The 12547-nt window shown below is 70.8% G+C and carries 13 protein-coding genes; 5 read left to right on the top strand and 8 right to left on the bottom strand.

The genetic code is table 11. The features are described 5' to 3' along the window. Positions 1–4: 4 nt before the first annotated feature. Positions 5–799, bottom strand: a complete 795-nt coding sequence (locus EPY72_RS06485; RefSeq protein WP_135805895.1) for a PHP domain-containing protein — start codon at positions 797–799, stop codon at positions 5–7. 124 nt (positions 800–923) lie between these two features. On the opposite strand from EPY72_RS06485, the gene EPY72_RS06480 reads away from it, so the two are divergent. Then, on the top strand, positions 924–1208 hold the full coding sequence (locus EPY72_RS06480) for a DUF5789 family protein (protein WP_134671124.1): 285 nt from the start codon (positions 924–926) through the stop codon (positions 1206–1208). Positions 1209–1460: 252 nt separating this feature from the next. On the opposite strand, the gene EPY72_RS06475 is transcribed toward EPY72_RS06480, so the two are convergent. Continuing rightward, positions 1461–2468, bottom strand: coding sequence for a DUF5784 family protein (locus tag EPY72_RS06475; RefSeq protein WP_134671123.1), 1008 nt, complete (start codon positions 2466–2468; stop codon positions 1461–1463). Between the two features lie 169 nt (positions 2469–2637). Between EPY72_RS06475 and EPY72_RS06470 the strand changes: the two genes are divergently transcribed. Beyond that, on the top strand, positions 2638–2814 hold the full coding sequence (locus EPY72_RS06470; protein WP_244605532.1) for a DUF5786 family protein: 177 nt from the start codon (positions 2638–2640) through the stop codon (positions 2812–2814). A 25-nt stretch (positions 2815–2839) separates the two neighbouring features. Here the strand turns inward: EPY72_RS06470 and EPY72_RS06465 are convergent, their stop codons facing one another. After that, a complete protein-coding gene (locus tag EPY72_RS06465) occupies positions 2840–3703 on the bottom strand; it encodes a YkgJ family cysteine cluster protein (protein WP_135805894.1) in 864 nt (287 codons plus the stop codon). A 165-nt stretch (positions 3704–3868) separates the two neighbouring features. On the opposite strand from EPY72_RS06465, the gene EPY72_RS06460 reads away from it, so the two are divergent. Both EPY72_RS06460 and EPY72_RS06455 read left to right on the top strand, forming a co-directional pair. Continuing rightward, a complete protein-coding gene (locus EPY72_RS06460) occupies positions 3869–4078 on the top strand; it encodes a DUF7561 family protein (protein WP_135805893.1) in 210 nt (69 codons plus the stop codon). A 79-nt stretch (positions 4079–4157) separates the two neighbouring features. After that, entirely contained in the window at positions 4158–5987 is a 1830-nt protein-coding gene (locus EPY72_RS06455) for a helicase C-terminal domain-containing protein (RefSeq protein WP_135805892.1), read from the top strand. A gap of 251 nt (positions 5988–6238) precedes the next feature. On the opposite strand, the gene EPY72_RS06450 is transcribed toward EPY72_RS06455, so the two are convergent. From EPY72_RS06450 to EPY72_RS06430, 5 genes are all read right to left on the bottom strand, one after another. Beyond that, positions 6239–7402 (bottom strand): acyl-CoA dehydrogenase family protein, encoded by a 1164-nt coding sequence (locus EPY72_RS06450; protein ID WP_135805891.1) that lies wholly within the window; start codon positions 7400–7402, stop codon positions 6239–6241. A gap of 66 nt (positions 7403–7468) precedes the next feature. After that, positions 7469–7888, bottom strand: coding sequence for a DUF7344 domain-containing protein (locus EPY72_RS06445; protein ID WP_135805890.1), 420 nt, complete (start codon positions 7886–7888; stop codon positions 7469–7471). Between the two features lie 157 nt (positions 7889–8045). After that, a complete protein-coding gene (locus EPY72_RS06440; RefSeq protein WP_135805889.1) occupies positions 8046–8756 on the bottom strand; it encodes a type 1 glutamine amidotransferase in 711 nt (236 codons plus the stop codon). Between the two features lie 76 nt (positions 8757–8832). Beyond that, positions 8833–10344: a class I adenylate-forming enzyme family protein gene (locus tag EPY72_RS06435; RefSeq protein WP_135805888.1), complete on the bottom strand. Its 1512-nt coding sequence runs from the start codon at positions 10342–10344 to the stop codon at positions 8833–8835. 85 nt (positions 10345–10429) lie between these two features. Next, the gene (locus EPY72_RS06430) at positions 10430–11224 is read right to left on the bottom strand and encodes an alpha/beta fold hydrolase (RefSeq protein WP_135805887.1); all 795 of its coding nucleotides are present in this window, start codon (positions 11222–11224) and stop codon (positions 10430–10432) included. Between the two features lie 108 nt (positions 11225–11332). Between EPY72_RS06430 and EPY72_RS06425 the strand changes: the two genes are divergently transcribed. Then, complete coding sequence (locus tag EPY72_RS06425; protein WP_134671113.1) at positions 11333–12496, top strand: HD domain-containing protein; 1164 nt, start codon at positions 11333–11335, stop codon at positions 12494–12496. Positions 12497–12547: the final 51 nt, after the last annotated feature.

Genomic DNA, 12547 nt, shown 5'->3' with positions numbered 1-12547 from the left:
AACTCTACGCCTGCGGGTCCACCGCCGACCGGAAGTGTCGGTACTCGGGCTTCGAGAGCCCCGCCAGCCCGAGACGCCGCTCGTGGGCGTCGCTCCCGCCGGTCGGGACGAGGTCGTGCTCGGCGATCGCGCGCTCGACCGGTCGGGGGTCGACCTCCCGGCCGTAGGGGTAGTAGCGCTCGACCGCGTCGAGGTGGCGTGTCAGCCCGAGCGCCGCCTCGGGATCGTCGTACCGGTACGGGTGGGCGAGTCCGACGAGCCCGCAGGCCGCCTCCAGCAGTTCGACGCCGCGCTCGAAGTCGGTCACCTCGCGGGCGACGAAACAAGGGCCGTCGTCGCCGATGAGCTCGTCGAACGCCCCCTCGTAGTCGTACCCGGTGTCGGGGTGGTCGTCGATCGCGCGAGCGACGTGCGGGCGGCCGAGCCCCGCCCGCGGTTCGAGGTCGAGTTCGATCCCGAGCCGGTCCTCGACGCGCTCGATGAGCTCGCGGCCGCGCTCGATCCGGTCGGCCTGTATCCGATCGAGCTCCTCGCCGAGCGCGTCGGTCGGGCTGACGCCGTAGCCGAGCAGGTCGACCCGCTCGCCGTGGGGCGCCTCGACCCTGAGTTCGATGCCGTGGACGACGGTCACGCCGTCGATCGTGCCGACCGGCGCCGCGAGGTCCGGGTTGAGTCGGTCGTGGTCGGTCACGGCGACGACCGAGACGTCGGCCTCGCGGGCGGCCGCCGAAATCTGATCGAGCTGTAACTCGCCGTCCGAGTTGGTCGTGTGGACGTGGAGGTCCGCGAAGACGCTCATACCCCCCGAACGAAGCCCACCGACGAAAGGGCTTCGCAACCGACAACACGCCATTAAACTCCTTAAGGACGATCATACTGTCCGACGACAAGCTTTATCATTAACATCCATGTAGATTCTGTCGATGTCACTGAAACAGGCGACGACCGCGCTGGACCGCCACGACTACCCCGCGACCTCCGACCAGCTCGCCGACTCGTACGACGACTACGAACTCGACCTCCCCAACGGCACCGAGTCCCTCGGTGAAGTGTTCGCGCGCGGCGCCTCGGAGACGTTCGCCGACGCTCGCGAGGCACAGGCCACCATGTACTCGGCGGTCAGTAGCAAGGCAATCGGCCGCGAGGGGTACAGCGACCGGGACCCGACGGTGCTCGGCACCGACGGGCCGGGGCAGGTTTCCTTCTAACCGACCTTTTCCTGCGGGCGGCGCACAAACGCGCCGCCCTTGCAAAAGCTCGATCAAAACCACTGCGGGCCTCCCGATGGTCGGCCCTTGGGCCGCTCGCTCGGGCTTCGCCCTCGCTCGCGGTAGAATTACTGGGACGCCACAGCACCGCGACCGCCCCGCATCTGCACCGCCCCGCGTCCGCACCGCACCGCGACCGCCCCGCGTCCGCACGGCACCGCCTCGCGACCGCTTTCTACTGCGTCGGGACTGTTACACCCACTCGACGGCGCCGTCGAGGTCCAGCGGGACAGATCCCTTGCTGTACGCTTCGATCCGGCCGGAGGGCCGCGGTCGGAACACGACCGCGGGTCGGTGGCGCACGCCGGGCTGTTCGCCCCTGACGGCGGCCCACTCGTCGTCGCGGAACCCCGAGCAGTCGACGAACAGGACCGCGCCGCCGCCGTGTTTCTGGAGCTGGCCGGAGGTCTTGGTCTCGGCGGTCTCGCGGACCGCGGCGACCGGAGTCGACGCCCGCCGGCGGGTCGGCGGTCGCGGTCGGGTGACCTCGACCAGCGGCGACTCGCCGTCGGGCGTCTCGGCCCGGAAGTCGAGCGAGTGGCCGGTCGTGACCTCGATCTCGGGCGTGAGGCCGTAGTCGGCGTCGGTCAACAGCTTGGCGACGCTGAACTCGCTCATCGCCGACGCCATCCTGACGGGGTCGACCTGCGGGCTCGTTCCGAGCTTGCTCGCCATCGTATACCGGTAGTCGTCGAGCACGCCCGTCGAGAGGAACTCCTCGTAAAACGACAGCACCGCCTCGCGGGTCGTGTCGGGAAAGCCCGCGGCGTGTTCCCGGAAGAACTCCCGGGTGGAGTGGCGACCGTCCTTCGAGAACAGCACGGGCAGGAAGAACCACGAGAGGTGGTCGTACTCGGCCAGCCACGGCGCCTCGACCTGCAGGTCGCCGAGCAGTTCGCGCTGGGCCCACCGCGCGACGGGGTAGGGAACCTCCTCGAAAGTATGTTTGTCGGTGCGCCAGAGCGCCGAGGGGGTCTCGGTGTTGCCGAGCCAGAACGCCTCCTCGTCGTCGAACGCGAAGAGCGCGAGGTCGCCGTTGTCCATCTCGATCCGGAGCGCCTCGTAGCCGTTCGGTCCGGCGTAGTGGGGCGTCCGGCGGGTCGCGCCGAATTTCCGGTCGAGGGGTTCGCGCAGGTCGCGTTCGACCCTGTCGTCTGTCCACCGCTCCAGAGAGCGGCGAAAGCGGAGCGGGCTTGCCACGGGCGACAGTTGTCCCGCGGGGAATTTACGTGTTGTGACGCTCGCGGCCCGTCGTTCGCCGGGCGATCCCGCGTCCGCCCGCGATTCCGACCTGCTTTCGAGGCGATAAATCGGTGTTATTATCCGTTACATTCATTACGGCGGCTTTCCAATCATGAGTGTGGTTGTCATGTCAATGGGTGCCTATGACGAAGACGAACACGAGCGCCGGGAGCGCAAGAACAACACGGTCGACGTGAGCGAGGACGACGACCGGACGACCTACCACGGGACCGTGGAGTACGACTCCGGCGACTCGACCGAGGATCTCCTCGATCAGTTCGAAGCCATCAAGGCCGAGCAGTAGCCCGTCGTCTGTTCTGCGCTCGCGTCTACTCGGTCCAGCCGGGGGTCTGGGGTGCGCCCCGTTCGCCCTCCACGCGATCGGCGACGCCCGGGTCGGGCACCGGCGCGTCGGCGTCGTCGGCCCGGTCCTCCCAGTCCGGGACGGCCCGTCCGACCCACGAGTCGGCCTCGCGGGCCCGATCGAGCGCGCGCTCGAACCGCTCGCGGTTCACCGTCGCGGTGCCGGGTGCGGCCGCGACCGCCGCCGCGACGAACAGCGTTCGGTCGTCGTCGGTCAGTTCGCCGCGTTCGGCGCGTCCGACCACGCCCGAGAGGCGGTCGGAATCGGGGAACGCGAACACCTTCTGGCCGAGCGCCTGCGGGCCGAGCAACAGCGCCGAGAGGTCCGCGGGCGGGTCGTCGTCGAGCAGTCGGTCACCGCCGAACGCCGCCTCGACGCGCTCGCATTCGGTCTCGCTCCCCAGTTCGAGGTTGTGGCCGGGGTACTCGGCGCACTCCTCGGGGTAGACGTCGGCGTCGTGGATCCGACACTGGAGGGTCGTCGGATCGAGGAACGCACAGGTGGGGAGCCACGTCGGATCGGCGCCGAACGGCGCGACCGGCTTGGGCGCCTTCCGGAGCCCGAGGAAAAACACCGGTCGGTCGTCGACCGCCGCGACCGGGACGCCGTCGATCTCGACGCCGTCCCCGTCGCGCCAGAGCCGCGGGGTCAGCGCGTCGGCCAGCCCCGCGTCGAGGAACGCCCGCGCGTCGTCGCGGGTCAGCGGCACGAGGTTGTACGCGTCGTCCAGCGGCGTCCGGGGCCCCCGGCGCTCGTGGTCGCTCGGCTCGGGGGAGAGCGCCCGCCAGTCGATGCAACAGCCGGCGCAGTCCTCGCAGTTCACCTCCATGACTACTCCGTGGGTTCGTCTCGGAGTCGCATAAGGCTCCGGGCGAGCGCCTAACTGTCGCGGGTCCCAAACGTCCGACATGAACCGAGAGCACGCCGACGGCGACTCGACCGACGCGAGCCGGTCGGCGGCAGGGCTATGGCGCTGGAACCGCTCTCCAGACACATGGCAAGCGAGACCTGCGAGGGGTGTGGCGACCGAGTCACGATCGCGGGCGGCATCGCCAACATCTGGACGCTCGAACACGACGCGACCGGCGGGATGACCCTCGAACTCGACAGCGACGGGAGCGAGCACTTCCTCTGTTTCGACTGCATCGACCGTCTGCCCGACGACCCCTCAGGGGCGGACGTGGCCGCGCTCGATCGGGCGTGACGGCCGGCCCGGGGCGAGCCGGGGCGGCCGACCGGCGGTTCCGGTGGCTTTAGGCTCCCGGCTCCCGTCCCCTCCGACAGTGAACCCCGAGCGGATTTTCGAAGCCTTTCCGGCGCCCTCCTATCGCGGCACGCAGCGCGCCGCGCTCGAAGACATCCGGGACGCGTTCGCCGACGGCAACGACGTGGTGCTGGTCCGGGCGCCGACCGGCAGCGGCAAATCCCTGCTCGCCCGGGCAATCGCGGGCTGTGCCCGCCGGCCCGACGACGCCGCGCCGAGCGACGCGACCGGCGCGTACTACACCACCCCGCAGGTGTCCCAGCTCGACGACGTCGCCGAAGACGACCTCCTGACCGACCTCAAGATCATCCGGGGCAAGCGCAACTACTCCTGTATCCTGCCCGACGAGACCGACACACCCGTCGATCGGGCCCCCTGCGCCCGCGAGACGGGGTACGATTGCTCGGTCAAACACCGGTGTCCGTACTTCTCGGACCGGGCCATCGCCAGCAACCGGGACATCGCGGCGATGACCCTCGCGTACTTCATGCGGACCGCGGGCTCGGAGGTGTTTCGCAAACGCGACGTGGTCGTCGTCGACGAGGCCCACGGGCTCGCCGAGTGGGCCGAGATGTACGCGACCATCGACCTGAACCCCCGGACCGTGCCGATCTGGGAGGACCTGAAGGTGCCCGAGATCACCGGGCTCGACCGCGCGGTAGCGTACGCCGACCGGCTCGCCAACGTCTGTCGGCGGCGCAAGGACGAACTTCTCGCCCAGCAGGCGCTCGAGCCGAGCGAGGCCGCCGAGCGCGACCGCTTGCAAGAGCTGATCGGCGAACTCGACTGGTTCGTCGAGGACTACCGCGACGCCGAGAGCGCGACGACTTGGGTCGTCGACCAGCCCGACGGCGCGGGCACGGCAATCACGATCAAGCCGATGAACCCCGAGCGATACCTCACCCACACCGTCTGGGAGCGCGGGAACAAGTTCGCCCTCCTGTCGGCCACGATGCTCAACAAAGACGCCTTCTGCCGGCAGGTGGGGCTGGCCCCCGACGACGTCGCGCTGGTCGACGTGGACCACACTTTCCCGGTCGAGAACCGCCCGCTGTACGACGTGACCCAGGGGAAGATGACCTACGACCACCGCGACGACACGTTACCGGATATCGCCCGCGCGCTCGTCCGAATCATGCAGGCCCACCGCGGCGAGAAGGGGATCGTCCACGCCCACTCGTACGCGATTCAGGAGCGACTCGCCGACCTGCTCGGGGAGTTCGGCGTCGACGACCGGCTACGGCTCCACGACAAGGACGACCGCGACGCCCAACTGGAGGCGTGGAAGGCGACCGACGGCGAGGAGGTGTTCCTCTCGGTCAAGATGGAGGAGGCCCTCGACCTGAAAGGCGACCTCGCGCGGTGGCAGGTCATCTGCAAGGCGCCGTTTCTCAACACCAGCGACTCCCGGGTCGCCCACCGGCTCGAAGCCGGCCAGTGGGCGTGGTACTACCGCGCCGCGCTCCGGACGGTGATCCAGGCCTGCGGGCGGGTGGTCCGGTCGCCCGACGACTACGGCGCGACCTACCTCGCGGATTCGAGTCTCCTGCAGGTGTTCGATCGGGCCGAGAGCGACACGCCGCCGTGGTTCGCCGACCAGATCGACCGGATGACGGCGCCCGACCTGCCCGCCTTCGATCCGGCGAGCGCGAGCCGGTCGGTCGCGGGGTCGGGACGCCGGTCGGGCGGCCGGTCGTCGTCGGCCGGCACGCCGTCGCGGGACGCCGGGTCCTCACGGAACGCCGGGGCGGCCGACGAGTCCGAATCCGGCGGCCGGTCCCGGTCGCGCTCGGCGGGCGGCTCGGACCGAAAGAGCCCGATGGCCGACGTGTGGGACGACAGCGTGTAGCCGCCGGAGGAAGCGCCGACGAGGCGACGACCGCCGCGAGCGCGTCGCGGTCTCAGAAGAACGACGCCGCGTAGGCCACGCCCGAGGTGATCATCAGCAACACGAGGAACAGCGAGATGAGCTTCTGACGCGTGTCATCGTCCATGTCGGGCCGAAGCGGGCCGAGCGAAATAACGGTTTGGGTCGCGTCCGCGGGCCCCCTCCGCGGTCGGGCCGACCGCGGCGTCCGGACGACGGAGGGCGCGGCGAGACTACTCGTAGGCGGCGATGCCGGTGAGGTCCTCGCCGAGGATCAGGGTGTGGATGTCGTGGGTGCCCTCGTAGGTGTACACCGTCTCCAAGTTCGCCATGTGGCGCATCGGCGAGTAGTCGCCGGTGATGCCGTTGCCCCCGAGCATCTCGCGGGCGACCCGCGACTGGTCGCGGGCCATCCGGACGTTGTTGCGCTTGGCCATCGAGACGTGCTGGGGGCGCAAATCGCCCCGCTCTTTGAGGTCGGCCAGCCGGTGGGCGAGCAGTTGGCTCGTCGTGATCTGGGTCGCCATCTCGGCGAGCTTCTGTTGTTGCATCTGGAAACGGGCGATCGGACCGCCGAACTGGTCGCGCTCGGTGGCGTACTCGCGGGCGGTCTCGAAGCTATCGCGGGCCGCGCCGACCGCGCCCCAGGCGATGCCGTACCGCGCCTGGGTCAGACACGACAGCGGGCCCTTCATCCCCTCGACGCCGGGCAGGACGGCGTCCTCGGGGACGTAGACGTTGCTGAGTCCGATCTCGCCGGTGACGGAGGCCCGCATCGAGAGCTTGTCGTCGATCTTGTTGGTCGAGACGCCGTCGCGGTCGGTCTCCACGAGGAAGCCCCGGACCGGGTCGTCGTCGGCCGACCGGTCGCGGGCCCACACGATCGCCACGTCGGCGATCGGGGAGTTGGTGATCCACGTCTTCGAGCCGTTGAGGACGTACTCGTCGCCTTCCTTCTCGGCGTCGGTCTCCATCCCGGAGGGGTTCGAGCCGTGCTCGGGCTCGGTCAGCCCGAAACAGCCCACGAGCTCGCCCTCCCCGAGGCCGGGGAGCCACCGCTCTTTCTGTTCTTCGCTCCCGAAGGCGTGGATCGGGTACATCACGAGCGCGCCCTGCACGCTCGCCATCGACCGGATGCCGGAGTCGCCGGCCTCGAGCTCTTGCATCAGCAGGCCGTAGGCCTTCTCGCTGACGTTCGGCGAGCCGTACCCCTCCAGATTGGGCGCGTAGAACCCGAGCTCGCCCATCTCGGGGATGAGCTCGGTCGGGAAGGTGCCGTTCTCGAAGTGGTCGGCGATGTCGGGCTTGACCTGTTCGTCGACGAAGCGTCGGGCGGTGTCCCGGATCATTCGCTCTTCTTCGCCGAGGTCCTCCTCCAGCGAGACGTAATCGAGCATACAAGAGGGTGTGGCCCCGACCGTGAAAAACGCTCCTACTCCACGGGCGGGTTGCCGGTAGGTCGCTTACAGATCGACGTTGCCGTCGCGCTCGATAGCGACGTCGAGGTACGCGTCGGCCTGCTCGGCGTGTGGCCCCCGCCGAACCACGCCTTCGCGCTCGTCGTACTCCACCATCCCCATCATCGACAGCTTCGGCAGTTGGGTGTGTGTCAGCGAGGTGGCCACGCGCTCGCGGTGCTCCTCGGAGACCAGATCGATCGGCTTGCCGGTCTCCCAGGTCGCGACGCACTCGACGACGTCTTCGATGTCGACGGCCGCGTCGGCCTCGCGCACGCAGGCGAGTACGTACCTCCCCCGGCGAGACGCCAGCGCGTCGAAGACGTTGTCCTGTGACACCGGGGGCGTGTCGGCGTCCGGCCGTCGGGTCGTCGCCGTCGGGTCGCCGTCCGCGATCGGGCTACCGCCGGCTAATTTGTCTCTCATTCCCCACTGATACGATCTCGACGGGCGTGTGTCTGGTGGTTCACTGATAACGGTGTTTAAAAGCGTCTCGTCGAGAATCGCCCGACTGCGATCCTCGACGACGTCGGCTCGCGGCGGGCGCGGAGTCGCCGTCGGTCCCGTGCCGGACGAGCCGGCGTCAGGCCGCGGCCGCGTCGGTCTCGGCGTCCGCGTCCCGGACCTCGCGGGCGTACTCGCAGAAGTTCTCGAAGACGATCTTCGCCTCGCAGGCGGCGTCGTAGTTCTCCTCGTGGATGCCGTCGAGGACCCGCTGGAGCCGCTCGTCCGGGAGGTCCTTGCCCTTGGTGACCTCCTCGGCGGTCGCCATGTCGTACTCCGGGTGGAACTGGACGCCGAAGGCGTGGCCCTTCCGGAAGCCGTGGTTCGAGTAGTCGTTGACCGCGAGCTCCTCGGCGCCGGGCGGGAGCTCGGCGACCGCGTCCGAGTGGGTGGTAAAGGCGGTAAAGCGGTCGTCGACGCCCTCGAACAGGACCGACTCGCTCGTCCGCTCGACCTCCCGATAGCCGATCTCGTACTCGCCCATGTCCCGGACCTCGCCGCCGAGCACGTCGGCCAGAAGCTGGTGGCCCCAACAGACGCCCAGACACGGCAGACCCGCCTCGACCGCCTCGCCGACCCACTCGCGGGTCGGCTCGATCCACTCCTCGTCCCAGTAGACCGACGAGCGAGACCCCGAGATGACGACCCCGTCGAAGTCGAGGCTCTCGGGTAGCTCGCCGCCCGTCGCGTCGAACTCCACGAGGTCGGCGTCGAGTTCCCGCCGGAAGTTCCGCCGGGTCGCGTCGCCCTCGTGGGCGGCGTTTACGAATGCGATGCGAAGTCGACTCATCGTGTTGTTCCAAACACCTCTCGGACAAAAGAGGTTCCCCTACGGGCAGTTCTGCCGGTATTCCGGATCGGGACCGCTACTCGGTGTCGAAACGCTCCTCGCCGCCGAGTTCGCGCCGGAGCTTCGCGCGGTCGGGCTCGCCGGTCGATCGGCGCGCGAGCGACTCGACGACGGTGACCTCGCGGGGCACCGCCGCGTCGGGGAGCCGGTCGGCGACGAACGCCCGGAGCTCGCCGGGCTCGGCGTCGCCGACCACCGCCGCCAGCGACTCGCCGCCCCCGACGACCGCGCCGGCCTCTCGGACCTCCTCGTGAGCCTCCAGCTCGCGCTCGACCTCCCGCGGGTGGACCCGGCGCTCGTCGCCGACCGCGGCCTCGGCGGCCCGCCCGAGCACGAAGTAGTCGCCGCCCTCTCGGTAGGCGTGGTCGCCGCTCGGGACCCACTCGGGGAACGTCTCGGCGTCGCCGACGTACCCTCGGGCGGTGACGGGGCCCCGGATCTGTAGCTCGCCGACCTCGCTCTCGGCGACCGGCTCGCCCTCCCAGACGATCCGGGCCTCGCAATCGGGGAACGGCCGACCCACGCAGTCGGGGTCGGGCGGGTCGGCGTCCCCGCGGTCGACCGGCCGGTAGAGGTCGTTGGGCCCGGTCTCGCCCCGGCCGTAGGCTCGCACGACGGGGGCCCGCTCGGCCAGCGCCGCGCGAGCGTCGGTCGGGAGCGCCGACCGCGCGCCGATCCACTCGACGCTCCCGAAGTCCGTCGATTCGAACGCGTCGTCGGCGATCAGTTCGCGGTACTCGGTCGCGCCCGCGAACAGCGCGGTCGCGCCCCGCTCGATCGCCGCCAGCGCGCGCTCGGGAGCGAACGCCCGGAGGAGGTCGACCCGGCCGCCGACGTACAACAGCGGCAACACCAGCCGGTGGAGGCCGTCGGTGTCCGACACCGGCAACAGGGTCGGCGCGCGGTCGCTCCGACCGAGCCCCCACGCCGCCGCGGCGGTGATGCAGTTCCACTCGACGGCGCGCGCGGGCAGGTCGACGACGCGCCCGGCGGCCGGCGGGTCGGCGTTCAGCGACTCGCCCGGCCGATCCGGTTCGGAATCGGTCTCGCCGACCGCCGACCGGTCGGCCTCCTCGCGGGTGTGGAGGTAGAGCAACGACCGGTCCGGGTCGGGGTCGGCGGCCTCGTAGTCGGCCCCCTCGCCGCCGCGCAGGTCGTCGAACGACCGGCTCCGATCGTCGGCCACCTCCCGGACGAGGTCGCGCTGGGCCGGTTCGTGGACCACGACCGCCGGGTCGATCGCGTCGAGGGGCGCCCGGACCGTCGCGGGCGTGAGCCGGTGGGAGATCGGCGCGAGCACCGCACCGAGCCGCCGGGCCGCGAACACTAACGCGATCGTCTCGATCCGGTTGCGCGAGACGACCGCGACCGCGTCGCCGGCGCCGATCCCGCGGGCGGCGAGCCCCCTCGCGAGCGCGTCGGCCCGCGAGTCGAGGTCGGCGTAGCTCGCGTCCCGGCCGTCAGTCGCGTCGGCGACGGCGGTTCGGTCCCCCCACAGCGCCGCCCGGCGTTCGAGCGAGAGCGTCATGCACGCGGGTTCGACGCCGGCCACCGTAGGCGTTGTTGCGGAACGGGCGCGATTCGGGCGGCGCCCGGTCGCTCTACCGCCCGAGCTACTCGTCTTCGCGACGCTCGTCCAGAAAGCCGACCAGCGCGTCGTTGACCGCCTTCGAGCGCTCGACGAAGAAGAATCGCTCGCCGGGGAACCCCCGGAACTCCCCGTTCGGCAGGCCGTCGGCCAGCCGCCGGCCGTCCTCGATCGGGACCACCCGGTCGCCCTCGCCGTGCAGGACGAGCGCCGGCAGGGTGATCTCGTAGAGCCGGTCGCTCGCGTCGAACGCCGCCATCGCGTCGAGGTGGCCGCGCGCGGCGTCGCGGTCGGCGTCCTCCTCGCGGCGCCACGCCACGACGTCTTCGACCAGTTCGTCGGTGTCCAGCAGTTCCTCGCCGGCCACCGGGTCGAGCGACCGTCGGAGCGCCGCGGGGTCGTCGGCGTCCGCGAGCAGTCGGTCGCGCACGCCGTCCGGGAACATTTCTGTGCGCGGGCCGCCGGCCGAGGTCCCGAGCAGGCTCAGGCTCCGGCCCCGCGAGTACTCGAGGGCGTACTGGAGCGCGACCATCCCGCCCAGTCCCGCGCCGACGAGGTGGGCCTTGCGCGCGCCGTGGTCGGCGAGCACGGCGTCGAGGTCCGCCGCCATCGCCGCGACCGAGTACTCGCCCGGATCGTCCGAGCGCCCCGTCCCGCGCGCGTTCGGGACCACGATCTCGCGACCGCCGGCGAGCCCGGGGTACTGCCAGCTCCACTGCCAGGCGCCGTACCCCGCGTCGGCGAGCAGTACGACGGTCTGGTCGCCGTCGCCGTCGACCTCGTAGTAGAGCGAGACGCCGCCGTTGTCCGCGTATGGCATGGCCGGCGGTTCGGCGCGCCGGCGCTTGAGTGGTTCGCTCTCCGGCCGCTTTCGGCTCCCCGCCGGGAGACGGACGCTTTTTGTCCCGCGTGGGGCAACTCCCGGACCATGGAAGCGATCAAGGACAGCGTCCACGACCACATCCCCGTCTGCGACCTCGCGGCCGACCTGCTCGACACCCCCGAGCTCCAGCGGCTCCGCCACATCAAGCAGCTCAGCACGGTCCGGCTGGTCTACCCCTCCGCGAACCACACCCGGTTCGAGCACAGCCTCGGGGTCTATCACCTCGCCAGCGAGGCGCTCGACCTGCTCGGGGTCGAGGACCGATCCGCGCTGGCGGTCCGGGCCGCCGCGCTCCTCCACGACGTCGGCCACGGTCCGTACGGCCACCAGACCGAGGGGATACTCGAACGCCGGCTCGGGCGCCACCACGACGAGGTCGCCGACCTGCTCGCGGACGGCGACCTCGCGGCGGTGCTCGAAGCCCACGGGCTCGACCCCGGCGAGGTCGCCGCGCTCGTCGCCGGCGAGGGGGCGCTCGGCCAGCTGGTCGCCGGGGAGCTCGACGTCGACCGGATGGACTACCTCGTCCGGGACGCCCACCACACCGGCGTCCCCTACGGCACCATCGACCACTCGCGGCTACTGGCGGCGTTGCGGTTGCGCGGCGAGGACCTCGTCCTCGCCGAGGGCAACGTCCACGCCGCCGAGAGCACGCTTGTCGCCCGCACGCTGATGAACGCGACGGTGTATCGCCACCACGTCTCGCGCATCGCGGGCGCGATGCTCGAACGCGCGGGCGAGCGCCTGCTCGACTCGACCGACCTCCGGACCGAGGCGTTCGCCCGGATGACCGACGACCGACTGCTGGGGGCGCTCCGGGACTGTCCGGCGACCGAAGACGCCGCCCGCCGGCTCGAAGAGCGGGACCTCTACAAGCGGGCGGTGTGGGCAGAACTCGACGACGTTCCCGAGTCGGTTGTCACCGCCGACCACGAGACCGTCCGGGCGTTCGAGCGCGAGATCGCCTCGACCGCCGGAGTCGATCCCGAGTCGGTGCTGGTCGACACCCCCGGCGAGCCCGGGGTGCCCGAGTCGTCCACCCGGGTGGTCGTCGACGGCGAGATCCGTCGGCTGAGCGAGGAGTCGCCGCTGGTCGAGGGACTGCGGGCCGCGGGCCGGGCCCAGTGGCGGTTCGGCGTCTACGCGCCCGCCGAGTCGGTCCCCGAGGTCGGCGCGGCGGCCGAGCGCGCGCTCGGGATCGAGACCTGAATCCGGCGGCCGGCCGCCACGGGCAGAGGCGTTTTGGTCCGCGCGCCCGTG

It is taken from the genome of Halorussus marinus, from assembly GCF_004765795.1.
Classification (GTDB): Archaea; Halobacteriota; Halobacteria; order Halobacteriales; family Haladaptataceae; genus Halorussus; species Halorussus marinus.
The sequence above is the reverse complement of the archived record's forward strand: the minus strand, read 5'-3'. Positions and strand labels throughout refer to the sequence as shown.

Bases quoted from the DNA above. Each gene is read 5' to 3' on its own strand.
- EPY72_RS06485 (WP_135805895.1), bottom strand. From the start codon at position 799: ATGAGCGTCTTCGCGGACCTCCACGTCCACACGACCAACTCGGACGGC.
- EPY72_RS06480 (WP_134671124.1), top strand. From the start codon at position 924: ATGTCACTGAAACAGGCGACGACCGCGCTGGACCGCCACGACTACCCC.
- EPY72_RS06470 (WP_244605532.1), top strand. From the start codon at position 2,638: ATGTCAATGGGTGCCTATGACGAAGACGAACACGAGCGCCGGGAGCGC.
- EPY72_RS06465 (WP_135805894.1), bottom strand. From the start codon at position 3,703: ATGGAGGTGAACTGCGAGGACTGCGCCGGCTGTTGCATCGACTGGCGG.
- EPY72_RS06460 (WP_135805893.1), top strand. From the start codon at position 3,869: ATGGCAAGCGAGACCTGCGAGGGGTGTGGCGACCGAGTCACGATCGCG.
- EPY72_RS06450 (WP_135805891.1), bottom strand. From the start codon at position 7,402: ATGCTCGATTACGTCTCGCTGGAGGAGGACCTCGGCGAAGAAGAGCGA.
- EPY72_RS06445 (WP_135805890.1), bottom strand. From the start codon at position 7,888: ATGAGAGACAAATTAGCCGGCGGTAGCCCGATCGCGGACGGCGACCCG.
- EPY72_RS06440 (WP_135805889.1), bottom strand. From the start codon at position 8,756: ATGAGTCGACTTCGCATCGCATTCGTAAACGCCGCCCACGAGGGCGAC.
- EPY72_RS06435 (WP_135805888.1), bottom strand. From the start codon at position 10,344: ATGACGCTCTCGCTCGAACGCCGGGCGGCGCTGTGGGGGGACCGAACC.
- EPY72_RS06430 (WP_135805887.1), bottom strand. From the start codon at position 11,224: ATGCCATACGCGGACAACGGCGGCGTCTCGCTCTACTACGAGGTCGAC.
- EPY72_RS06425 (WP_134671113.1), top strand. From the start codon at position 11,333: ATGGAAGCGATCAAGGACAGCGTCCACGACCACATCCCCGTCTGCGAC.